The sequence below is a fragment of the Promicromonospora aerolata genome, from assembly GCF_042682255.1.
GTDB classification, from domain to species: Bacteria; Actinomycetota; Actinomycetes; order Actinomycetales; family Cellulomonadaceae; genus Promicromonospora; species Promicromonospora aerolata.
The window spans coordinates 5,938,627-5,960,394 of sequence record NZ_JBHUHF010000001.1; the positions used below are offsets into that span (position 1 = coordinate 5,938,627).

At 72.1% G+C, this 21,768-nt stretch carries 19 protein-coding genes; 10 read left to right on the forward strand and 9 right to left on the reverse strand.

The genetic code is table 11. From position 1 onward, the window contains the following. The first annotated feature begins 11 nt into the window (after nucleotides 1–11). Nucleotides 12–419 (forward strand): pilus assembly protein CpaE, encoded by a 408-nt coding sequence (locus ACFSL2_RS26475; RefSeq protein ID WP_377200710.1) that lies wholly within the window; start codon nucleotides 12–14, stop codon nucleotides 417–419. Here the strand turns inward: ACFSL2_RS26475 and ACFSL2_RS26480 are convergent. After that, nucleotides 409–966 (reverse strand): 2'-5' RNA ligase family protein, encoded by a 558-nt coding sequence (locus tag ACFSL2_RS26480; RefSeq protein ID WP_377200711.1) that lies wholly within the window; start codon nucleotides 964–966, stop codon nucleotides 409–411. The two genes, ACFSL2_RS26475 and ACFSL2_RS26480, sit on opposite strands and share 11 nt — an antisense overlap. 206 nt (nucleotides 967–1,172) lie before the next feature. Between ACFSL2_RS26480 and ACFSL2_RS26485 the strand changes: the two genes are divergently transcribed. Beyond that, nucleotides 1,173–2,054 (forward strand): glycerophosphodiester phosphodiesterase, encoded by an 882-nt coding sequence (locus tag ACFSL2_RS26485; RefSeq protein WP_377200712.1) that lies wholly within the window; start codon nucleotides 1,173–1,175, stop codon nucleotides 2,052–2,054. Between the two features lie 95 nt (nucleotides 2,055–2,149). Here the strand turns inward: ACFSL2_RS26485 and ACFSL2_RS26490 are convergent, their stop codons facing one another. Further along, a complete protein-coding gene (locus ACFSL2_RS26490; protein ID WP_377200713.1) occupies nucleotides 2,150–2,896 on the reverse strand; it encodes a TetR/AcrR family transcriptional regulator in 747 nt (248 codons plus the stop codon). Between the two features lie 67 nt (nucleotides 2,897–2,963). Here ACFSL2_RS26490 and ACFSL2_RS26495 point away from each other — a divergent pair, with 67 nt between their 5' ends. Further along, a complete protein-coding gene (locus ACFSL2_RS26495) occupies nucleotides 2,964–5,081 on the forward strand; it encodes a HelD family protein (protein WP_377200714.1) in 2,118 nt (705 codons plus the stop codon). Nucleotides 5,082–5,085: 4 nt separating this feature from the next. Here ACFSL2_RS26495 and arfB read toward each other — a convergent pair whose 3' ends face one another. From arfB to ACFSL2_RS26510, 3 genes are all read right to left on the reverse strand, one after another. Next, a complete protein-coding gene (gene arfB / locus ACFSL2_RS26500; RefSeq protein ID WP_377200715.1) occupies nucleotides 5,086–5,532 on the reverse strand; it encodes an alternative ribosome rescue aminoacyl-tRNA hydrolase ArfB in 447 nt (148 codons plus the stop codon). Nucleotides 5,533–5,606: 74 nt separating this feature from the next. Continuing rightward, nucleotides 5,607–7,613 carry an anthranilate synthase family protein gene (locus tag ACFSL2_RS26505; RefSeq protein WP_377200716.1) on the reverse strand — a complete coding sequence of 669 codons (2,007 nt, stop codon included), beginning with the start codon at nucleotides 7,611–7,613 and terminating at the stop codon, nucleotides 5,607–5,609. Nucleotides 7,614–7,831: 218 nt separating this feature from the next. Then, nucleotides 7,832–8,623, reverse strand: coding sequence for an SDR family NAD(P)-dependent oxidoreductase (locus ACFSL2_RS26510; protein WP_377200717.1), 792 nt, complete (start codon nucleotides 8,621–8,623; stop codon nucleotides 7,832–7,834). 151 nt (nucleotides 8,624–8,774) lie between these two features. Here ACFSL2_RS26510 and ACFSL2_RS26515 point away from each other — a divergent pair, with 151 nt between their 5' ends. Next, entirely contained in the window at nucleotides 8,775–9,425 is a 651-nt protein-coding gene (locus tag ACFSL2_RS26515) for a TetR/AcrR family transcriptional regulator (RefSeq protein WP_377200718.1), read from the forward strand. Nucleotides 9,426–9,455: 30 nt separating this feature from the next. Here ACFSL2_RS26515 and ACFSL2_RS26520 read toward each other — a convergent pair whose 3' ends face one another. The 3 genes from ACFSL2_RS26520 to ACFSL2_RS26530 all read right to left on the reverse strand — a co-directional run bounded on the left by ACFSL2_RS26520 (nucleotide 9,456) and on the right by ACFSL2_RS26530 (nucleotide 15,919). Next, nucleotides 9,456–11,309, reverse strand: a complete 1,854-nt coding sequence (locus ACFSL2_RS26520) for a LamG-like jellyroll fold domain-containing protein (RefSeq protein WP_377200719.1) — start codon at nucleotides 11,307–11,309, stop codon at nucleotides 9,456–9,458. Between the two features lie 134 nt (nucleotides 11,310–11,443). Then, entirely contained in the window at nucleotides 11,444–14,752 is a 3,309-nt protein-coding gene (locus ACFSL2_RS26525; protein WP_377200720.1) for a 3-keto-alpha-glucoside-1,2-lyase-like domain-containing protein, read from the reverse strand. 144 nt (nucleotides 14,753–14,896) lie between these two features. After that, nucleotides 14,897–15,919: a LacI family DNA-binding transcriptional regulator gene (locus ACFSL2_RS26530; protein ID WP_377200721.1), complete on the reverse strand. Its 1,023-nt coding sequence runs from the start codon at nucleotides 15,917–15,919 to the stop codon at nucleotides 14,897–14,899. Nucleotides 15,920–16,160: 241 nt separating this feature from the next. Here ACFSL2_RS26530 and ACFSL2_RS26535 point away from each other — a divergent pair, with 241 nt between their 5' ends. From ACFSL2_RS26535 to ACFSL2_RS26555, 5 genes are all read left to right on the forward strand, one after another. After that, nucleotides 16,161–16,472, forward strand: a complete 312-nt coding sequence (locus ACFSL2_RS26535; RefSeq protein WP_377200722.1) for an adenine nucleotide alpha-hydrolase family protein — start codon at nucleotides 16,161–16,163, stop codon at nucleotides 16,470–16,472. A 196-nt stretch (nucleotides 16,473–16,668) separates the two neighbouring features. Then, the gene (locus ACFSL2_RS26540; protein WP_377200723.1) at nucleotides 16,669–17,586 is read left to right on the forward strand and encodes an ABC transporter permease; all 918 of its coding nucleotides are present in this window, start codon (nucleotides 16,669–16,671) and stop codon (nucleotides 17,584–17,586) included. A 74-nt stretch (nucleotides 17,587–17,660) separates the two neighbouring features. Then, nucleotides 17,661–18,677, forward strand: coding sequence for an ABC transporter substrate-binding protein (locus ACFSL2_RS26545; protein WP_377200724.1), 1,017 nt, complete (start codon nucleotides 17,661–17,663; stop codon nucleotides 18,675–18,677). After that, complete coding sequence (locus tag ACFSL2_RS26550) at nucleotides 18,674–19,492, forward strand: ABC transporter ATP-binding protein (protein WP_377200725.1); 819 nt, start codon at nucleotides 18,674–18,676, stop codon at nucleotides 19,490–19,492. Before ACFSL2_RS26545 ends, ACFSL2_RS26550 begins: the two co-directional genes overlap by 4 nt. Nucleotides 19,493–19,527: 35 nt before the next feature. Continuing rightward, nucleotides 19,528–20,541 carry a Gfo/Idh/MocA family protein gene (locus tag ACFSL2_RS26555; protein WP_377200726.1) on the forward strand — a complete coding sequence of 338 codons (1,014 nt, stop codon included), beginning with the start codon at nucleotides 19,528–19,530 and terminating at the stop codon, nucleotides 20,539–20,541. 65 nt (nucleotides 20,542–20,606) lie between these two features. Here ACFSL2_RS26555 and ACFSL2_RS26560 read toward each other — a convergent pair whose 3' ends face one another. After that, nucleotides 20,607–21,254: an NAD(P)-dependent oxidoreductase gene (locus tag ACFSL2_RS26560; protein WP_377200727.1), complete on the reverse strand. Its 648-nt coding sequence runs from the start codon at nucleotides 21,252–21,254 to the stop codon at nucleotides 20,607–20,609. An 88-nt stretch (nucleotides 21,255–21,342) separates the two neighbouring features. Between ACFSL2_RS26560 and ACFSL2_RS26565 the strand changes: the two genes are divergently transcribed. After that, nucleotides 21,343–21,726, forward strand: a complete 384-nt coding sequence (locus ACFSL2_RS26565; protein ID WP_377200728.1) for a winged helix-turn-helix transcriptional regulator — start codon at nucleotides 21,343–21,345, stop codon at nucleotides 21,724–21,726. Nucleotides 21,727–21,768: the final 42 nt, after the last annotated feature.

Here is a 21,768-nt window from a genome sequence, read left to right on the forward strand (position 1 = left end):
ACAATGGGCCGATGATCTCTACCGGTCTTGCTGCCGAGCTGCGTGCCGCCGGCCTCGTCTGGACGCCGGTCGACGGCGACCAGTTCCAGGTCCGAGCCCCCGAGCTCACGGGCGACGTCTTCACCGTGAGCACGATGACCATCGAGGCGCACGAGTTCCCGACGGGCACGATCCTGGGCTTCAACGGCACCACCGAGTGGGCGCTGGACTCGGTCGCCATCGAGGACACGCTCTGGCTGCCGCGCGAGGACCAGCTGCGGGTGCTCCTGCGTTCGAGCTTTCGCGCGCTGCGACGACACGGCGACGGCACCCACGAGGTGGAGGTCGACCTCCTGGGTCAGGCCCGCGTCTTCACGGACCCGGAACCCGCCGAGGCCTACGGCCGGGCGCTGCTCGCGCTCATCGAGCTCAGCCGCTGACGACGGGAAAGCCTGCCCGGGCGATCAAGGGACGGCCTTCAACGGGTGCACCGTGCCGGTGCCCGCGTCCACGAGCGCGGCGTGTCAGCACGCCCGTCAGGGGCACTATCTCGTAGGCCGCCTCGATGACCAGAGGTGTCTGCTCCAGGGGCACCCGCGTCGCCACGGTGACGTGCGGTGTCCAGATCCCGGGTACGTAGTGCTTGTGCAGCTCGTCCTCCGACGCCCCGAGGGCCGCCACGATCCGCTCCTGGCGTGCCACGAGGCGGCTCGTCACCGCGGGGACCAGGTTCATCCGGCCGCGCCGGAAGGCTGCGACGGCGTCGAACCGGACGGTGGCCGGTCCGGCGTCGGGCAACGCCTCGACGGCCGCACGCACCGTCTCCAGGTCCCAGGAGCGCAGCACCGCCATCGACAGGTGCGGCACGTGCCGGCCGTGGGTGTGCGTGGCCGGTGTCTGCACACCTCTGGCCTCCAGCCGCTGCCACAGCTGTCGCAGGACTCGCTCGGTCGGCCTGTCGAACAGCAGGCATACGGCCAGTGCCACGGCCCAAGCCTAGGCCCTGGATCCTCGGAACACGGGCGTGTCCTGCGCGTCGGGTCAGCGGTGCCGCACGACCCGTCCCGGAACGCGACCTGGCAAGATGTTCCGGACAGGTTTCCGGCTGAGTCATCCCTGGGCCATCCCCGGGTCGTTCGGGCTCGGCAACGTCACGTCCTGCCCTGTCCGTTCGACCCCTCGGGAGATCGATCATGCGCCTGACCCCACGCCTGTCCGCCGTGCTTGCCTTCACCGTCGCCGGTGCCTCCACCGTGCTGCCCGCTTCGTCCGCCCTGGCGGCCGGTTCTCCCGAGCACGTCGACGTCGTCAACACCGCGCACCGCGGGGCCATGGGCCACGCACCGGAGAACACGCTGGCGGCTTTCGCCCTGGGTGTCGAGATGGGCTCCGACCTGGTCGAGTCGGACGTGCAGCGGGCCAAGGACGGTGTCCTGGTGCTCATGCACGACACGACGCTGTCGCGCACCACCGACGTCGAGCAGGTCTTTCCCGACCGGGCGCCCTGGCGCGTCAGCGACTTCACCTACGAGGAGATCCAGCAGCTCGACGCCGGCTCCTGGTTCTCCGAGGAGTTCGCGGGCGAGCCCGTGCCGACGATGGCCCAGATGATCGAGCTGGTCCGGCCGACCCGCGCGGGCATCCTGATGGAGCTGAAGTCGCCGGCGCTCTACCCGGGCATCGAGCGGCAGGTCGCCGAGGAGTTCGCGAGCTACCCCGGCTACGTCACGTCGGCGGTCAGCGCCGAGCGGCTGGTTGTGCAGAGCTTCGACTGGGCGTCGATGGCGCGCTACCACGCGGTGCAGCCGTCCGTCCCCGTCGGCCTGCTGGGCCGCCCCGCCGAGGCGCTCCTTCCCGAGCTGTCGACCTGGGCCGACCAGATCAACCCGGGCTACACCACGTTCGACGCCGCCTACGTCGAGACGGTGCACGAGCTCGGCATGGAGGTGCACACCTACACCGTCAACACGGCCGGCGACATGAACCGGGTGCTCGACCGGGGTGTCGACGGCGTGATCACCAACTTCCCGGACGTCCTCGAGGACGTCCTCGCGGAGCGCCGCACCGAGGGGTGACCTGCGGACCGACCTGGCTCTCGGCACGCGAAGGGCCGAGCCAGGTCGGTCCCGGCCCGCACCACATCGCACCACATCGCACCGCACCGCACCGCTCAGCGAGCGTGCAGCCGGCGCTCCAGGCCGTCGAGCATCAGCGTGAGCCCGGCCGTCAGAGTGCGCTGCGGGTCGCCCGCCGACGCGACGGCCTGCCCCACCTTGGACGAGATCGGCAGGTGCTCGTCGCGCATCGCCTGGGCGATCCGTGGTCCGACCAGCTCCCACCACTCGAGGTCGGTCAGCTGCGAGTCGCGGCGGGCGCCGTCGAGCGTGACCTGCCAGCGGGCGGCCGACGTCGCGAGGGACCGGACGGCGGTGAGCGTCTCGTCCATCTCGAGCAGCTCCAGGCCGATGCCGTCCAGCGGGGCGAGCTCGAGCTCGTAGGTGCGGCAGACGCCCGGCCCGAGGACGGGGCGTGCGGGAGGCACCTCGAGCGCCCAGGGGTGGGCGCACCCGTGCTCGAACACCCGCTGCGCGACGTGCTCGAGCCCTGCGCGCCAGTCGCCCACCTCGCCCGGGACGTCGTGCCCGGCGTAGGTGGCTCCGGCCACGCGGTCCAGCATCAGCTCGATCAGCTCGGCCTTGCCGGGTACGTGGCCGTAGAGGGTCATCACGGGCACCCCGACGTCGTCGGCCACGCGGCGCATGGTCAGCGCGCTCAGGCCCTCGGCGTCGGTGAGCTCGATCGCCGCGGTGACGATCGACGCGATCGTCACGCCGGAACGACCCACCCTGGTCGACGGCTCCCAGAGCAGGCCGACCAGCGCGAGCGGGTCGCGGGGCGGGCGAGCGGTTCGGGGCATCGGGAACAACTTTAGGGTGCGGGGCGTTAGGTCCGAGTCCACCGTACAACGTACGAAACGAGGATCTGTGCCCACTTCCCAGGAGACCACCCCGCTTGCCGAGGAGCAGCGTGTGCTCGACGCCGCCTGGCACCGGCGCGCCGACCTGCTCGCCGAGCTCGACAGCGAGCTCGAGGCCGCCCCGGCCACCGACTCGCGGACCACCGAACATGCCCGGCTCGCGCGCCTGAACACCCGTCGCGGCGAGCTCCGGAGCGCCGCCGACGGCGTGATCTTCGGGCGGATCGACGGCGACGACGGCTCGGTGCGCCATCTCGGGCGGGTCGGTCTGCCCGGCGTCGCGCAGGACAGCGACCCGCTGGTGGTCGACTGGCGCGCCCCTGTCGCGCGCGCCTTCTACACGGCCACGCCGCTGGACCCACAGGGCGTCCGCCGCCGGCGCCACGTCCGCACCAGGGGACCCGAGGTGCTCGGCGTCGACGACGAGCCGATGGACGGCGGGCTCGACGACTCGGGCCTCGTGGGTGAGGGCGCACTGCTGGCCGCCCTGGACGAACGGCGCACCGGCCGGATGGGTACGGCCGTCGCGACGCTGCAGCGCGAGCAGGACGACGTGGTGCGCGCGGACGCGAGCACCGCCCTGGTGGTGCAGGGCGGCCCGGGTACCGGCAAGACGGTGGTGGCGCTGCACCGGGTCGCCTATCTCCTGTTCACCCACCAGCACCTGGCGGAGCGGGGCGTCCTGGTCCTGGGCCCGTCCACCCGGTTCCTCGACTACATCGGCCAGGTGCTCCCGGCGCTGGGGGAGACGGCAGCGGTGGCCGCCACGTGCGACACCTTGGTCTCCGACACCGGGGCGGAGCGTGACGAGACCCGCACGGCCGCAGAGATCAAGGGCCGCGCGTCGTGGCTCGCCGCACTGCGGCGCTACGTCGAGACCATGGTGCCGACCACCGACCGCCTCGCCCTGGTGCTCGACGGTGAGGAGTACGTGCTGCCCCCGGACCAGGTCGCTGCCGCGCGCCGCGGCGCACGGTCCGGGTCCATGAGCCTCGACCAGGCCCGGGCACGTTTCGTGGACCGGGTGCACGACCTGCTGACCGACGCGGTGGCCGACCGGCAGGCCGAGCTGCTCGCCCGTGCCGAGGAGGGCTTCGAGGACGTGCTCGGGCGGCTCGACGCGAGTCTCGCCCGGCGGGACGACCGCGCGGCGCCCAGCGGGGTCAGCGGATCCGACGTCGACGGTGTGCTCTCCGAGGCCGACCTGGATGCCCTGCGCGCCAGGATCTCCGAGGACCCCGACATCGCCGGGTCCCTGGCTGCCTGGTGGCCGCGACGGGACGCCGTGCACGAGCTCGCCGCCCTGCTGGCGGACCCGGTGCTGCTGCGCGCACACGCTCCGGAGCTCACCGACGACGAGATCGCCGCCGTCGCCGCCGCGGACGCCGTCGGCCCTGCGGCGTCCGCGGCCGGAGTCCCCGGGTCCGCGCACGAGCCGCGGAGCTGGTCGAGTGCCGACCTCGCGCTGCTCGACGCGCTGCGGGAGCTGCTCGGGGACCCGGACGCACGGACCTTCGGGCACGCCGTGGTCGACGAGGCCCAGGAGCTGTCGCCGATGCAGTGGCACATGGTGGTGCGCCGCTGCCCGTCCCGCTCCATCACCGCCGTCGGCGACATCGACCAGGCCGAGTCCGCGAGCCTGCACACCGACTGGGCGCACGCGGTCGGTGACGCCCTCGGCGAGCGCTGGCGCCGTACCGACCTGACGATCTGCTACCGCACCCCACGGGAGGTCATGGCGTTGACCGCCGAGGTGCTGCGGGCCGCGGGCAGCCGGAACGACCCACCGCGCGCGGTGCGGTCCTCCGGCGTCGAGCCGTGGGTCCGCCACGCAACCGAGAATGACCTGGCCGCGGTGGCCCGGGACGCCGTCGTCGGGCTCCAGGAGCGATACGGCGACGGGACGGTCGGCGTCGTCGCGCCGGCCGGGCGGCTCGCCGCACTGCGCCAGGTCCTGCCCGACGACGTACCGGTCCTGTCGCCGACCGACGCGAAAGGCCTGGAGTGGGACGCGTCGCTCGTGGTGGATCCCGATGGCATCGCGTCCGGTCCGCGCGGGTGGAACGCGCTGTACGTCGCGCTCACCCGGTGCACGCAGGAGCTCGGGCAGGTGGTCGTCGGCTGAGGCGTCAGTCCTCGCGCCGGGGTTTCGACGAGCGCAGCTGCTTGGTCGCGGAGCGTTGCTTCTTGGCGGTGAGCCGGCGCTCCTGCGAACCACGAGTCGCGCGCGTGGGGCGGCGGGCGCGCGGCGGAGGCGCCAGCGCGTCGGCCACGAGAGCCCTCAGGCGCCGAGCGGCGGCGTCCCGGTTGCGCCGCTGCTCCCGGTGCTCCGAGGCGACGACCGTGAGGACGCCGTCGACGAGCCGTTCCGCGAGCCGCTCCAGGAGGCGCTGACGCTGGGCCTCGCTCAGGACGGCGGACCGGCCGACGTCCCAGGACAGCTCGACGCGCGAGTCCGTGGTGTTCACGCCCTGACCACCCGGGCCGGAGGAGCGGGAGAACCGCTCCGTGAGCTCGGCCCGGGGGATGGTCAGTGCGGGGGTCACCGTGAGGCCGGGACGGACTGGTGCGGGCATGAGCCCATCGTCTCGTATCGGCGGTGTGCTTCACCGCCGCCGTCACCGGTCCGGACGTCGAGGCGCGAGCGCGCTCACGGTGTGCGAGCCCACGACGGTTCCGCCGGGGTGCCCAGGAGGTGGCGGGTGAGGGCGTCGAGGACGGTGAGACCGTCGGCCGAGAGGACCGATTCCAGGTGCCCCTGGACCGAGGCGACCCCGGGGCCGCGCAGCGCCGTGAGCACACCGTCCGCGTCCGCGGAGGGTTCCAGGGCGAGCCGGGCCACGGGGTTGTCGGCGGCCGCAGCGACGATGGTGGTCAGCCGCGCACCGAAGGTGTTGTAGTAGCCGACGGCTGCCGTGGTGCCGAATACGTCGGCGTCGATGCGCAGCCCCTGACGTGGCGAGGTCAGCGGGCGGACCGGGAAGCCGGCGAGCCCGGCGAGTACCTGGTGGCTGAGGCAGACCGCGAGCAGTGGCCTGCCCGCGGTGACACGCTCCTGGATCCGCCGGGTGATGGCGGCGATGCGCGGGTTCGCGTGGTCGCGCGGGTCGCCCGGTCCCGGGCCGAGGACGACCAGGTCGTCCGCGAGCACGTCGGTGACGGCATCCCACCGGACCACGCGAGCGTTCATGCCGAGATGGTTCAGCTGATGGGCGAGCATGGCCGTGAACTGGTCCTCGTGGTCGACCACCAGGACGCTCCGCCCGGCCAGGGGCGAGAGCTCGGTGGGTCCGGGTGTCGTGGCGGAGGGAGCCGTTGTCGTCGCGGTGTCCTGCGGACGGACCCAGAACTCGGCGAGCTGGCGGTTGCGGGCACTCAGCGCCTCGGCGACGCCGGCCTGCGCGTTCAGGTCGACGACGGCGTCGGCCCCGGCCCCGCGCGGCACCAGCCCGAGCGAGGTGAGCACGCCCGCCGCCTTGGCCCGGGTCTCCGCGACCTCGTGCTCGGGGACCGAGTGCCGTACCAGTGTCGCTCCGGCCGGGACCGACACCCGGCCGCCGTCGTGCAGGTACGCCGTGCGGATGAGGATGGGGGCGTCGAGCGAGTAGCGCGTGGGGCCGGACGAGGCGAGCTCGGCCGGCGCGCGGGCACCGTCGGGCTCGAACAGGGCGAGGAACCCCGAGTAGTAGCCGCGCGGGCGCACCTCGTGCCGGGTGATGACCGTGCAGGCGTTCTCCATCGGGGACCCGGTCACGGTGGGCGCGAACATCGTCAGCCGCAGCGCCTCCCGCGGGTCCACGGTGGTGCGCCCCTCCAGCAGGTACTCGGTGTGGCTCAGGCGTGCCATCTGCTTGAGGTACGGGCCGACGATGCGCCCGCCGTCAGGGCAGAGCGCACTCATCATCTTCATCTCCTCGTCGACCACCATGAAGAGCTCCTCGTTCTCCTTGGTGTCGCTCAGGAATCCGAGGACGCCGTCGCGGGTGGGACCCGACGCCGGGTGGCGGTAGGTGCCGCTGATCGGGTTCATCCGGGCCACGCCGTCGTGCAGGGTCAGATGCCGTTCGGGGGTGGCGCCGGCCATGGACAGCGCCTCGGTGCCCGGCGCGGGGGCGTGCACGGCGAAGGTCCAGTACGACCCGACCTCGTGCAGGAGCAGAGCACGGAACCACGAGGCCAGCGTGGGAACGGGCGCAGCGGAGGTGCGGCCCTCGAAGCGGCGCATCACGACGAAGTTGGCGCCCGCGCCCTGCCCGATCTCGTCGTCGATCACGCGGCGCACGATGCCCGCGTACTCGTCGTCGGGGATGTCGAAGCCGAGCGGCTCGGCGGCGACGGGCCGGGGAGGGAGTGCGGCGAGCGCGTCGGACAGCGGGACCCGCTCCGATTCATGCACGAGGAGGCAGCGCAGCGGAGCACCGTCGTCGTGCACGGTGAACCCGCGTTCGCGAGCCTGACGGAAGGGGACGACGGCGAGCACCGGCGCGCCGTCGAGCGGGATGTCGCGCAGCAGGTCGGCGTCGACGACGTCACCGGTCAGCACCTCCACCTCGGTGCCGCCGTGGCGGCGCAGGAGCGCGAAGGGGAGCGAGCCGTCGGAGGCCAGGATCCGGTCGAGGAGGGGATGCTGGGCGGCGGGGTGGGGGAGACGGGACATGCGGGGCCTCTCGGTTCGGGGCGCTGCCCCGGACCGACCGTCTCGTGGACACACGAAACGACCGCCTCGGGGCGAGGCGGTCGTGGACGTGTGAGTGGATGCGTCGCGAGCCCGCCTAGTCGGCGGGCCACCAGTCCTGGCAGATCAGGTGCGACGTCATGGCGGGAACGTTAGCCGTGCGCACGCGGGGTGTCCACCAGGGGCAGCGGGTCCGCTGCTCAGGCGGGTGCCTTGACCGAACCACCGTGCAGCGCCCAGTTGGACCCGACGGCGCTGGGCAGTGCCGGAGAGCACAGCAGCACGATCACGCGGGCGATCTCGGAGGGCTCGATCAGCCGCCCGGTCAGCATGCCGTTCTGCTCGGGAAAACCGTCCAGCACGGCGGCGTGGCTCACGCCCATGGCGGCGGCCACCTGGCCGGTGACGCCGTCCTCACTGGTCAGGAGAGACGTGCGTGTCGCACTCGGGGTGACGACGTTGACCCGCACGCCCGCGCCGCCGACCTGCTCGGCCAGCCCGCGGGAGAAGGCGTTGATCGCCGCCTTGGCCGTGGAGTAGGGCAGCGGTGCCCGGTGCGGCATCAGCGCCGAGTCGGAGCCGACGTTCACGACGGCGCCCCGTGCCGTCGTCAGCGCGGGCAGGGCGGCGCGCGTGGTGCGCACGGTGCCGTAGAGGTTCAGCGCGAGGGCCTGCTCCCACACGTCGTCGTCACCCCCGACCGGGTCGCTGAGCGCCTCGGCAGGGAGGGTTCCACCTCCGGCGTTGTTGACGAGCACGTCGAGCCGGGGGTCGTCCGCGAGAGCGGCCTCGACCATGCGCAGCGGTCCGTCGGCCGTGGCGAGGTCGGCGGCGAGGAACGTGGCGCCGGTCGCCTCGAGCTCTGGGGTGGTGCGCCGGGCGACGGCGGTGACCGAGGCGCCCTCCGCGAGGAACGCCTGGACGGTGGCGAGGCCGATCCCTCTGCTCGCTCCGGTCACCAGGACGCGCTTGCCGGCAAGGTCGAGATCCATCATGTTCTCCCGTTCGTGGGGCGATTTCCGATGGCATAACTGGACCACAGATGTTCCGCCACAGTCAATAACTAAGACATGATTGTCTCAGATGGAGCCGAGGTCGCGGCGTATCCGGCTCGGATAGCATGAGCGCGGGAGGCGATGAGCGATGAGCGAGGACGTTCGGTCCAGGCCGGTGCGCGCGGACGCGCAGCAGAGCATTGCCCGGATTCTCGACGCGGCGCAGCGCGTGCTCGCCGGTGACCCGGGCGCCTCGATGGAGCAGGTCGCGGCCGCGGCGGGGCTGGGCCGGGCGACCGTGCACCGGCACTTCCCGTCCCGGCAGTCGCTGCTCGCGGCGCTGGTCGACGATCTCAACGCCCGCTACCGGAACGCCTTCGAGCAGGCGCGGGTGATGAGTGGTCCGCCGCTGGTCGGCCTGTACCGCCTCACGGAGACGGCCTTCGAGCTGAAGGTCAGCCACCCCTTCGTCATCAGCCTCACGTCCGCCGGGCAGGGCCCGGAGACCCCCGCGTCGGACCCCGAGATCCAGGCGGGGCTGGAGCGGCTCTTCACCCGCCTCCGTGCGGCGGGCGAGATCGCGGTCGACGACCCGGCGTGGTGCCGGCGTCTCTACGTCGCGCTCCTGCACGAGGTCCACGAGCTGCCCCCGGGCTCCCCGGCGTTGACCGGGGCGGTCGAAGAGCCGGGTGATGACCTCGATGCCCGGGTCGAGCTGCTGGTCAGCACGCTGCTGGGCGCGCTGGGCCGGACACCGCTGCCGCACCACCACAGCCGGAGCCGCCGGGGCGGGTCCTGAGCACCTCAGGACCCGCCCCGGCGCCGTCGGTCACCTGCTCCCGGCGGTGAGGAACTGGTCGGGCCGCAGGGCGCGGGAGACGATCCGGGTGTCGCCGATCCAGCCGTAGAAACCCTGCCCGTACCGCTCGGCGGACTGGGTACCGCCGATCGCGAACGGCTTGCCGAGCGTCGAGATACCGCGCGACTCCTCGGCGGCGTTGCGCGCGATCTTCGAGCCGTCGACGTACATCACGGTGTGCCGGCCGTCGTTGACGATCGCGACGTGCATCCATCGGCCGACCGGGATCGCGTGGCTCCAGGACGTGGGGTCGGCGTCGACCGGCACGGGGTAGACGACGAACTGCAGGAACCGCTCGCCCGACAGGTTCAGGCTGCACGTGGTCTCGTCGTCGGACCAGCCGCTGTGCTTGCCCGCGTCGCCCGCGCGACCCTCCCAGCTGAGGATGCCCATCCAGGCGTGGTCGCCCTCGAAGGGCTCCGGCAGCTTGAGGAACGTCTCGATGGTGTAACCGGACTCGAACGTCGCGCTGTTGATCGGCGAGTCGGGTCCGGTCCGCAGCACGGCGCCGCGGTCGGGCCCCTTGCCACCGTCGAAGCGCAGGCTGGCGTGGGCCGGCTGGGCGTCGTGGTGCTCGGCCGACCAGGTGAGCGCCTCCGCCGCGCTGGCGTGCAGGAGCGAGGAGGTCAGGTCGTTGCCGTTGCCGGTCAGGTCGCGGGCGATCGTCCCGGGCGCCACGGGGGCGCCGTCGGTACCTGCTGCGGCCAGCCCGGCCTCGTCGAACCGCCAGTACGCGGCGGTACCCCGCGGCATGACGGCCGACGGCGGCAGCGGCGCCGGCACCACCGGCGGCGCGAACGCGGCGAAGCGCTCGTCGAAGTCGATCTCGACGGTGAACCGGTCGACGTCGCCGCTGAGCTCGACGTGCTCCGTCTCCAGCGGCGTGGGGTCCTTCTTCGACTGCAGCCAGGGCGAGAACGTCTCGACGTCGATGACGCCGCGCGCCAGGTCGAAGGCGTAGTACCGCACCATGCCCGCGCCGCCGTAGTAGCGGTCCTGGTAGTTGGTGATGTGCAGGTGCACGGCGTTGCCGTCGTCGTTGGTGAGCGTGGTGCGGCCGGACGGCCAGTAGTGCCCGCCGAGCGCGAGGAAGATCTGGTCGTTGCCCCGGATCAGGCGGTCCCAGAGGCGCTGTCCGTTGCCGGACAGGTGCGCCTTGCCGTCGTCCTCGGCCCAGACGAGGTCGTGGGTGGTCAGGATCGTCGGCAGCTCGTGCTCGTCCAGCACCCCCTGGGCCCAGGCGAGCCCGGCGTCGGAGGCCCGCCAGTCCAGGGCCAGGACCAGCCACTCCCTGCCGCCGCCGCGCACCACGTGGTAGCTGTTGTAGCCGTCGGGGGACGAGCCGCCGTACGTCTTCATGCGGGAGAACCGCTGCGGCCCGAAGGTGCGCAGGTACGGCGAGTCGCCCCGCTGGTCGTCGCCGCTGACGTCGTGGTTGCCGGCCAGCACGCTGTACGGCAGGCGGCCGGCGGCCTCGAACGCGTGGCTCGCCGCACGCATCTCGGTCGCCGTGCCGTGCTCGGTCACGTCGCCGAGCTGGGTCATGAAGACGATGTTGTCCCGGGCCTGCTCGCGCACCAGGTGGCGCAGCGTCGCACGCACCGGCTCGGCGTCGGAGCCGCCGTCGTCCAGGAGGTACTGGGTGTCGGGCAGGACGGCGATCGTGAACCGCGCGGCGGTCGTGTCCGGCCGGCCGCCGTGCGGCGTCGCGGGGACGGTAGCGGCGGAGGCCGGCGTCGTCGCGACGGTCGCGGAGGCTGCTGACATGATCGGCACGGCCGCTGCTGCCTGGAGCAAGGAGCGTCGGGAGAGCTTGTTTTCCACGGACGCATCGTCGCCGGACCCGCTGGCGCCAGGGTGAAGCGGAGTCGAACGGACCCTGACCATCCGACGAGAACGGGGTTGTGCTCCGGACACCTCCTGTCAGGAACACAACCCCGTTCTCGGGGCGACCAGGGTCAGCGCACGGTCAGCTCGACCGTGGTCGTGCTCTGCTTGTGCGCCGCGTCACCGAGATACTCCACCGTCACCTGGTGGACACCCTCGTCGAGTCCCGACGTCGGGAGCGGGAGCCGTGCCGGGCCACGGCCCAGCTCGGTCCGGACGGACTCGTCCCCGAGGGTGACCCGGACCTGGCCCGTCGGCGCCGGGCCGTCCTCCGTGCCGGCCACCTGGACCAGTGCGAGGGCGTCCTGCCCGGCGTCGACCTGCGGTGGGGCGAGCCGTGCCGAGACCTCGGTGGTCGCGCCCTGTCCGGGAGCGTCCTGCTCGGAGAGTCGCTCGATCCAGACGTTGCGGAACCGTGGGTTCAGACCGGGGTCCCCGTGGTCCTGCAGGCGGATGTGCCCCGGCGTGGGCCCCTCCGCCCTGCCGTTTCCGGTCTTGCCGTCGACGGCCACGTCGTCGTGCACGAGCTGCCCGTTCCACCAGAGCGAGATCCGTGCGTCCTCGACCTTGGTCCCGTCCGGGTCGAACCGGGCGGCGCGGAACGCGATGTCGTACGTCTGCCAGGTGCCCATCGGCGTCGCGGCGTTCACGTCCGGAGCCTTCTTCAGGTAGATCGAGCCGGCATCGTTCGTCGCCGGGGGATCGATGCCGAACGACTCCAGGACCTGGACCTCGTAGCGTTCCTGGATGTAGACGCCGCTGTTGCCGCGGGCCTGCCCCGTGACGTCGGGCGCGTGCTCCGGCTGGTACCACTCCACGTGCATCCGGAAGTCGCCGAACTTCTCCTTCGTCCGGATGTCGCCGCCGAAGGACTCCATCGACCCGTCCTCGACCGGCCAGGTCGCGGGCCCGCCGCCCACCTTCTCCCACGCGTCCAGGTCGCCGCCGTCGAAGAGCGGGATGCGCTCGGTCGGCGTGACGGTGAGGTTGTCGAGGTTCACGTGGCCCACGTCGTCGGACTCGTAGACGTAGGCGATCGAGTTGGCGCCCTTCTCGAGCCGCACGGTCTCGACCTGCGTCGCCCACCTCGACCAGCTCACCGTGCTGTCGAGCCAGACCTGCCGCTGCTTCTCGCCGTTGACATACAGGCTCAACGATCGGGGCAGCGGGCTCGGGTCGGAGTTCTGCCCGTTGGCGTACCGCAGCTCGAGATCGTGCGGGCCGGCCTTCTCGGCGCGCACGGCGAACGTCGTGCGCGAGCCGGGCTCCCAGTTGCGGTCGACGAAACCGGCGCCCGAGTACCCGGCGTGGTTCGTGTTCCAGCCGGCGCCGCCGGAGAGGTCGGCGGCCTCTGCCTCGTAGACCGGCGGGGGCGTCGAGCCGTCCGGCAGACGGTTGAGCGTGTACCAGGCCTCGGTGCTCCACAGCTCGTCACCGCTCGCCGACGCGAACGGGCGCGGGGAGTGCACGTTGACGACCCGCCCGGGTCGTAGGCCGTCGATCATGAGCGTCACCGTCCTGCGGTCCTCGGACAGCGTCGCCGACGCGATCTCGAGGTCCTCCTCGTCGATCTTCGGCCCACCGTACTGCGGGGTCGAGACGTACCTCCACTGCGCTGCCTCGTACTTCGCGGCGAGGTCCTGCGCGGTCTCGTCCGACAGCGGCTGCGTGTACTCGATCTCGAAACCGCCGTCGACGGCGCGCATCTCGAGCATGTCGAACGCCCGGCTCTCGTCGAACGTGAGCTTCTGCAGGCCGTGGCCGAGCTTGCCCGCCTGGCCCCAGTTGCCCGACCAGCCGATACCACCGACGTAGATCGAGCCGTCCGGGCCGATGCTGGTCCGGCTGACGCCGGACTCCAGCCCCTGCGTCATCCGGAACACCGCGCCCTGCTCCTGCCCGGCGACCTCCTCGAGGTAGGCGCGCTGCAGGCCGCCGTACGTCACGTCGCCGATCGCGAGCTGCCCGGCGAACACGCCGTCGGTCAGCACGACGGGGTTGCTCGGGGAGTTGGAGATCTCACCGTGGGGCAGCCACAGCACGGGCTCGGTCACCGGCTGGTCGTCGTACGGGCCGTCCGGGTTCGTGTAGTGGTTGTAGAACGCGCCCTCCTCGACGCGCACCAGCTTCGACGTCGGTACGTGCATGCCCTGGTTGTCGGTGACGTACATGCCGCCGTCGGCTCCCCAGCCGATGCCGTTCGGGGTGCGCAGGCCGCCGGCGACGTACTCCACCTCACCGGTGTCCTTGGCGATCTTCATCACCGACCCACGGTTCTCGACCAGCTGTGGGTCACGGGTCGCACCGCCGGGGACCATCGCGATCCCCGTCGTGACGTAGAAGTACCCCTTCTCGTACAGCAGGCCGAACGCGAACTCGTGGTAGTTGCCGCCGAACGGCCAGGACGCGACGGACCGGTACTCGTCGGTGACCTCGTCGCCGTCGTCGTCGACCAGCTCGGTCAGTCCGTGCTTCTCGGAGACGTAGATGCTGCCGTCGACGTACTTGAGGCCCATCGGTTCCTCGAGGTTCTCGGCGATCTTCGTGTACGTCACGTCGTCGGCGTCGCCGTCGCCCGTGGTGTTGTCGACCAGGTACACCTCGCCGAGCACCGTCTCGCGGTCGCCGCCCCACGTGGAGATGGCCATCCGGCCGTCCGGTAGCCAGTCCATCCCGGTGACCTGCGGCTCGAACCCGTCGGGGCGCAGGTCGGTCAGCGTGTAGTCCGGGTGCACCTCGGTCAGCGGCAGTCCGTCGCCGGGCACCTCGGTGACGCCCTCGCACGACTTGCGTCCGGGCGAGGTGACGCGCGTGACGTCGGCGTCGGTGCTCAGCACCGAGTTCGGCACCAGCGCGAAGTCCGAGGAGCCCGGCGGGCGCCACTCCAGCTTCAGCCGCTGGTCGAAGTCACCGTCGAAGTGGTCGATGCGCAGCGCGCGGTAGCCGGCCGTGAGCTCGGCGGACCCGTCCTTGGGCGTCGCGCCGTGCCTGCCGGGGTGGTCCACCACCAGGGTGTCGTCGAGCAGGAGCCGCGCGCCGTCGTCGCTGGTCAGCCGGAAGTCGTAGGTCCCGTCCACGGGGACGTCCAGGTAGCCGGTGACCTCGGTGACGAACCGGTCCGGGATGCCGAAGTCCTCGGTCGTCGCCCAGTCGATCGTCGGCATCAGCTTGTCGACGTTCGGCGTCTGGCCGGGCTTGAGCGTGCAGTAGTCGTCGAGCGGGACCTGGACGTCGAACACCCGCAGGGTGACGCCGGGCTCCTGCGGCCGGACGTCGTCGTTCGCGGATGCCGGGGCCGGGAGCAGTGCGAGCGGCAGCGCGAGCGCGCCGAGCATCGCGGCGAGGATCCGGCTGCGGGGTACGGGCGAGCTGAGTTCCATCGGTCTGCCTCTCCATCGAGGACCTGTGCCTGTCGGGGACCGTGCACCCGTCACTATGCGGGCGGCGGTGGTGCCCGACAACGAGTTGCCGTTTGTTGCCCTGGCCCACGGCGGGACGTGGAGCCGCGGCGTACGTCGCGGCGGTCAGGACCGAGCCGGCCGGCCGCGACGGGCGGTCGAGCCACGCTCGACGAGCTTCGCGGGGAGCAGCGCCGGCGCGGCCGGACCCGGTGACGAGCTACGCAGCTGGCTCAGGAGGCGCTGGACGGCGAACGCCCCGAAGCGGCGCAGGGGAGCGGCGACCGTCGTCAGCGGCGGGGTGCAGAAGTCGGAACCGAAGATGTTGTCGAACCCCACGACGCTCAGGTCGTGGGGTATCTCCTTCCCCAGCCGGACCAGGCCCCGCATCGCGCCGATCGCGACGAGATCGTTGTAGGCGATCGTCGCGGTCGCGGAGTGGGTGGTCAGGGCCTTGGCGGCCGAGAGCCCGCCCGCGAGCGTCGGCGCGAACGGGCCGAGGCGCCGTGCCTTCAGGCCGAGCTCCTGGGTCGCCGCACGGAACGCGCGCCAGCGCATCCCGTCCGCCCAGGACGCCTCGGGGCCGGCGAGGTAGGTCATGCTCTCGTGCCCCAGGCCGGCCAGGTGCTCGACGGCGCGTCGCATCCCTTGGGCGTTGTCCGTGATGACGCTGGGGACGTCCGTGACGACGCGGTTCATCACGACCGTCGGGCGCTGCTTGGCGATGACCCGGATGGACGAGTCGGAGAGCCGGGACGTGGCCAGCACGACGCCCTCCACCAGGGGCAGCGTCCGTTCCAGGGCCTGGCGTTCCGCCTCGTCCGACTCGTGCGCGTCCACCACCAGCAGCGTGTACCCGGAATCGATGGCGGTCTTCTCCGCACTGCGGATGATCTCGAAGAAGAACGGGTTGGTCAGATCGGCCACGACGATCGCGAGGAGCGAGGTCTTGCCGGCCAGCAGCCCTCGCACGATCGGGTTGGTGCGGTAGCCGAGCTCGTGCGCGATACGGCGGATGCGTTCTGCGGTCGCCGCGTTGACGCGCCCGGGCCGGGAGAATGCTCGCGAGACCGTGGACGGAGCGACGCCGGCCGCCTTCGCGACGTCGTAGATCGTCGGGGTGGAGCCGGAACTCTCGGGTTCGCCCATGCGCCCGGAGCGTAGGGCTACCAGGCACGGGGCAACAACCAGTTGCCGTCGAACGGCCGGGACGCGCGGTTCCCGCGCGCATGCCCGGCAAGTGGTGGCAACTCCTTGACGGCTCCGGTGCGGCCCCCTCGAATGACTGCATGATCACGCGCGCACGGCGGCGGCATGGGCCACTGGGACGAGTCCGCTACCGGGGAACGGTCGGGAGCCGTGGGGCCGGGCCCTGCTGCGGGGCCCGTCGGTGACCCGACGGATCTCGCCCGCACACAGCGCGCCGACGCCCGACGACCCGGACGACGCCGGGATTCCGACGGGGGTGGAGGAGGACGCCGTCCAGGTCGAGGCCGCGGAGAGCGAGCTCCGACGCCTCGGCCTCGAGGAGATACGCGTCCGGCACCACGGCGACCTCGCCCGGCTGGAGGCACCGCGCTCCGACCTCGCGAGCGTGGCGGCGGAGCCGCTGCGCGGGGAGGTGCTGCGCGCCGTGCGCTCCGCGGGTTTCCGGGCCGTCGCGCTCGACCTCGACGCCGCCACGGACCCGCGCGATGCCTGAGCCGAGCCGGCGCACGAGCGGCGGATCCCACCGGGCGATGGCAACCGCCAGCCGGCGATCGCGCACGTCGGGTGCAACAAGTGGCAACTCGTTGTCGGGCCGGGGTGGGCCTCATAGTGTCCGTGCGTAACGCACGACGACCCGCCTCGGCTGGACGACCGGGCGGCCGACGGAACCTCGACGGAGAGGCAGTCCGATGCACCACGAAGTGAACGGCACGGCGCGTGAGCTCGAGGCTCCGCGGGTGCAGGAAGCGCGCCCCACGGCACCGCCGTCGCGCAGGTCCCGACCGGTGGAACGAGCGGCCGGGAGCCCGTCGGTCGGGAGCCGGGCCCTCGCACTGCTCTCGGAGTCGTGGCGACCGGTGGCGGTGCTGCTCGCCCTCTTCGCGGCGTGGTGGTTCGTGGCCTGGCGCGAGCTCGTCCCCGCCTACCTGGTGCCCTCGCCCGGTGCGGTGGCGCAGACCATGGTCGCCGAGTGGCCGATGCTGCTCGAGCACACCTGGGTGACGACGCTGGAGACGATCGTCGGGTTCGTGCTCGCGGCCGTGATCGGCGTCGCGACGGCCGTGCTCCTCGTCTACTCGAGGACGGCGGAGAAGTCTCTCTACCCGCTCATCCTCTTCGCCCAGGTCATCCCGAAGATCGCCATCGCGCCGATCCTGGTGGTCTGGTTCGGGTTCGGGATGACGCCGAAGATCATCCTGGCCGTGCTCATCGCCTTCTTCCCGGTCGTGGTGTCCGCGGTCGCGGGGCTGCGCTCGGTCGACCCCGAGCTGCTGGAGATGTCCGCGACCATGGGGGCGTCGCGGTGGAAGACGTTCCGCAAGATCCGCTTCCCCGGCTCCTTGCCGCAGCTCATGTCCGGCCTGAAGGTCGCGGTCACGCTGGCGGTCGTCGGTGCGGTCGTCGGCGAGTTCGTCGGCGCCGACCGCGGGCTCGGGTACGTGCTGCTGCTCGCCAGCGGCAACCTCGACGCGCCGCTGCTGTTCGCCGACCTGATCCTCATGTCGCTCATCGGCGTGGTCCTCTTCGTCCTCGTCGAGGTGCTCGAACGTCTCCTCATCCCGTGGCACGCGTCCCGGCGCGGCAACCTCGCCCTGGCGACCGTATGACCCGCCGGACCGATGAGCACGACTCCCGCGTCCCCGCTGTCCGCGAGGGCGAACCGACCAGAAAGGCTCTACCCATGCGTGGTGGCAAGTTCGGAACGTCGCTGGTCGTGGCCGGCGTCGCGGTGGCGACGCTCGCTGCCTGCGGGCCGGCGGACGAGGGGTCCTCGGGCGGGGAGGACGGCCTGAGCGAGGTCACGGTGACCCTCAACTGGGTCCCGTACGGCGAGCACGCCCCGTTCTACTACGGGGTCGAGCAGGGAATCTTCGAGGACGAGGGGATCGACCTCACGATCCAGCCGGGCAACGGCTCCGGCAACACCGTCCAGCAGGTGGCGCAGCGCAACACCGACTTCGGGTGGGCGGACACCCCGCCCCTGGCGAACGGGATCAGCTCGGGCATGCCCGTGCGCAGCGTCGGCGTCTTCCTGCAGACCGGACCCAGCTCGGTCGAGTTCTTCGACGACCAGGGCATCACGGAGCCCGCCGACCTCGTGGGCAAGACGGTCGGCGGTACCCCCGGTGACGCCATGTACGGCACGTTCCCGGCGTGGCTGGAGATCAACGGTGTCGACCCGGCGGACGTCACCGTGGTCAACGTCGACGCGGCGGGCAAGGTCGCCGCGCTGATCGAGGGCAAGGTCGACGCGATCCAGGGCTTCCACCACGACCAGGCACCGACGATCGAGAACCAGACCGGCAAGGAGGTGTCGGCGCTCCCGTTCTCGGACTTCGGCATGAACCTGCTCGGCACGGGGCTCGTGGCGAACGAGGCGATGATCGACAGCGATCCCGAGCTGGTGCAGGCGATGGTGCGGGCGACGTCCGAGTCGTTCCTCGCGGCGTCGGAGGATCCGGACGCCGCCGTCGCCGCGATGGCGGCCGGCGCGGAGCAGGCGCCCGACGAGAGCGTCCTCGCGGCCCAGCTCGAGGCGACGATCGGCCTCCTCGACCTCGAGGGCGCACCCGCTCCCGGCGTCAACTCCGAGGAGCAGTGGACCGACACGCTGACGTTCCTGTCGGAGAACACGGACTTCGAGGGTGAGTCGACGCCGGACACGTACTGGGACGGGACCTTCGGGGAGGGTCTGTGACCGCCACGACCGCCCTCGGAGCCTCCGCCGAGTCCGTCGGCACCGAACCGATCATCGAGGTCGCGCACCTCACCAAGCGCTTCACGTCGAAGCGCTCGGAGACCGTCGCGCTCGACGACGTGTCGCTCGCCGTGCTGCCGGGAGAGTTCGTCACCATCGCGGGACCGTCCGGCTGCGGCAAGTCGACGCTGCTGAAGATCGTCGCGGGGCTGACCCGTGCCACCGAGGGCGACGTCCGCCTGTACGGGGAGAGCGTGACCCGGCCGCAGCGGGACATCGGGTTCGCGTTCCAGCGCTCGGCTCTGCTGGAGTGGCGGGGCGTGCGCAAGAACATCCTGCTCCAGGCCGAGATGCGCGGGATGGACCGCCGTCGTGCGGAGGAGCGTGCGGAGCACCTGATCGAGCTCACCGGGCTCACCGGGTTCGAGAAGGCGCTCCCGCACGAGCTGTCCGGCGGCATGCAGCAGCGGGTCGCGTTGTGTCGCGCTCTCCTGCACGAGCCTCGGGTGCTCCTGATGGACGAGCCGTTCGGGGCGCTCGACGCCCTCACGCGTGAGCAGATGAACATCGAGATGAACCGGATCTGGCGGGAGACGGGGACGACGGTCGTGCTCGTCACCCACTCCGTACCGGAGGCGGTGTACCTGGGCAGCCGGATCGTCGTCATGAGCCCGCGCCCGGGCCGGATCGTGGAGACGCTCGAACCGGGGCTGCCGGACCACCGCGAGTACGGTGCGACGCTCGCCGACCCGAGGTTCACGGCGGCCGCCGAGCGCTTGCGCGAACTGCTCGGCGCCAGCCACGTGGCCGAGTGACCGATGGCCGATTGACCGATGACGGAGACGAGCGGATGAGCGACGACCGCCTCGGGGTGGGCATCATCGGGATGGGCGGGATCGGCGCGATGCATGCCCGGGCGCTGCGTGAGCTCGACGCCCGGGCACGGCTGGTCGCGTTCAGCGGCAGGGCGCCCGCGGAGCCGCACGGCCTCGCGGGCCGGCCCGCGGAGCGCCTCGAGCCCGACGCGGTCATCGCCCACCCCGACGTCGACGTGGTCGCGATCTGCTCGCCGAGCGGGACGCACGCGGCGCTCGCGCTGGCGGCGTTGGAGGCCGGCCGGCACGTCGTCGTCGAGAAGCCGCTCGCGCTGTACGTCGACGACGCGCTGCGCGTCGCGCGTGCTGCCCGCGAGCGGGGGCTGATGGTCTCGATGATCTCCCAGCGGCGCCTGGAGGCAGAGCACGTCGCGCTGAAGAAGGCTCTCGACGACGGGGCGCTGGGCGAGCTGCGGCTCGCGATGACGAACGTCCACTGGTTCCGCGACGACGACTACTACCGCGCGGCGGGCTGGCGCTCCACCGCCGACCAGGGCGGCGGGTCCCTCATGAACCAGGGCGTGCACAACGTCGACCTCCTGCGCTGGCTGTGCGGCCCGGTCGAGACGGTGACGGCGCAGTCCGCGACCCTGGCGCACGCCATCGAGGCCGAGGACACGACGGTCGCGACGCTCCGGTTCCGGTCCGGTGCGCTGGGCGTGGTGACCACGACGACCGCGACGCCGCCCGGGTTCCCGGCGACGATCGCCCTCTTCGGCTCCCGGGGCTCGGTCGAGCTCGGCCAGGGCGAGGTGCGCCGCTGGGACGTCCCGGGGGTGCCGGAGCCGCGGACGCGGGGGATCGCGAGCGGTGCGGCCGACCCGCTCGCGATCGGCCACGCGGGACATCTGGCCCAGTGGACGCAGATCGTCTCGGCCCTGGAGACGTCCGGCCCGGTGCCCGTCGGCATCGACGACGCCCTGGAGACGGTCCGTCTCCTCAGCGCGATCCAGGAGGCCGGCGCGACCGGCGTGGTGGTCCGCCCGTAGGGACCCGACCGGGGCCGACCCCGCGGTGGCGGGCGGCCCCGGGCCTGGTGGCCAGGGCCGTCCGCTCAGTGGCCGAGGTTGACCTCCGCCCTGTGGTGCTCGCCCTTCTCGATCAGGTCGACGAACCCGAGGGCGTAGTCGGCGGCGGAGATCGCGCCACCGTCCTCGGGTTGGACCGCGACGTCGTCACCGAGCCGGTAGTGGCCGAGCCGCTCGCCGGGCATCTGTGCGCCGAACCGGAGGGCCGGGCTCACATAGACCCAGTCGAGCGTCTCGGGGGTGGCCGGGAGGTCCTCGATGACCAGCGCCGAACCGGCGCGGATCTCGTCGTGGAGCTCTGCGGGGATGTTGCTGAGGTCGGTGACGAAGCGGTCCGCCCCTGGCGCCGGGCGCAGCGACGAGTGGCCGCCGACGATGAACAGGGGTACGCCCGCGGCATCGGCTGTCCGCGCGATGGCGCGGTAGGCCTCGCGGAAGCTGCTCGAGTGCGGGCCGCGTGCGGCGTAGGCGCCGGCCACGACGTCCGCGCCCTCGATGACCTCCGACAGTGTTGCCTCGTCGGTGGCGTCGCCCTGGAGATAGGTCACGCCCGGGACCGGCGCGTCCGGACGTGAGCGGCTCAGCGCGGTGACCTGGTGGCCGCGAGCAGCGGCCTCGGCGACGATGGCGGAACCGGCATAGCCGGTACCGCCGATCACGGTGATGTGCGACACGGGAGTGCCCTTCTGTGGAGATCGTGGCGCCGGTCGACGCCTGCGATTACCGTAGGAGAGCAACTCTCCAAAAGGAAGTAGGCACCTCGTGGTAACTGACCAAGCGGAACCGGTGTTGTCGGGTAGCCCCTACCGCGCGGACTGCCCGACCCGCCATGTCCTGGATCGCATCGGCGACCGATGGACGGTGCTCATCGTGGTGGCCCTCTGGGACGGCAGCGCCCGCTTCTCGGAGCTGGGTCGGCGCATCGAGGGCATCTCGCAGAAGATGCTCACCCAGACTCTCCGCGGGCTCGAACGGGACGGGCTCGTTCGCCGCACCGTGTACCCCGAGGTCCCGGTGCGCGTCGAGTACGGGCTCACCGAGGCGGGGCGCACCCTCCGCGAGCCGCTGCGGGCGCTCCAGGAATGGTCGATCGCGCACCTGGGCGACGTGACGGCCGCCCAGGAGGTCTACGACCACACGGAGTGATCCCCCGGCGCACGCCGGACAGCCGTGCGCGATACGTTGGCG

Bases quoted from the DNA above. Each gene is read 5' to 3' on its own strand.
- ACFSL2_RS26510 (WP_377200717.1), bottom strand. From the start codon at position 8,623: ATGGATCTCGACCTTGCCGGCAAGCGCGTCCTGGTGACCGGAGCGAGC.
- arfB (WP_377200715.1), bottom strand. From the start codon at position 5,532: ATGCCCGCACCAGTCCGTCCCGGCCTCACGGTGACCCCCGCACTGACC.
- ACFSL2_RS26540 (WP_377200723.1), top strand. From the start codon at position 16,669: ATGCACCACGAAGTGAACGGCACGGCGCGTGAGCTCGAGGCTCCGCGG.
- ACFSL2_RS26490 (WP_377200713.1), bottom strand. From the start codon at position 2,896: ATGCCCCGAACCGCTCGCCCGCCCCGCGACCCGCTCGCGCTGGTCGGC.
- ACFSL2_RS26545 (WP_377200724.1), top strand. From the start codon at position 17,661: ATGCGTGGTGGCAAGTTCGGAACGTCGCTGGTCGTGGCCGGCGTCGCG.
- ACFSL2_RS26515 (WP_377200718.1), top strand. From the start codon at position 8,775: ATGAGCGAGGACGTTCGGTCCAGGCCGGTGCGCGCGGACGCGCAGCAG.
- ACFSL2_RS26530 (WP_377200721.1), bottom strand. From the start codon at position 15,919: ATGGGCGAACCCGAGAGTTCCGGCTCCACCCCGACGATCTACGACGTC.
- ACFSL2_RS26485 (WP_377200712.1), top strand. From the start codon at position 1,173: ATGCGCCTGACCCCACGCCTGTCCGCCGTGCTTGCCTTCACCGTCGCC.
- ACFSL2_RS26475 (WP_377200710.1), top strand. From the start codon at position 12: ATGATCTCTACCGGTCTTGCTGCCGAGCTGCGTGCCGCCGGCCTCGTC.
- ACFSL2_RS26525 (WP_377200720.1), bottom strand. From the start codon at position 14,752: ATGGAACTCAGCTCGCCCGTACCCCGCAGCCGGATCCTCGCCGCGATG.
- ACFSL2_RS26505 (WP_377200716.1), bottom strand. From the start codon at position 7,613: ATGTCCCGTCTCCCCCACCCCGCCGCCCAGCATCCCCTCCTCGACCGG.
- ACFSL2_RS26555 (WP_377200726.1), top strand. From the start codon at position 19,528: ATGAGCGACGACCGCCTCGGGGTGGGCATCATCGGGATGGGCGGGATC.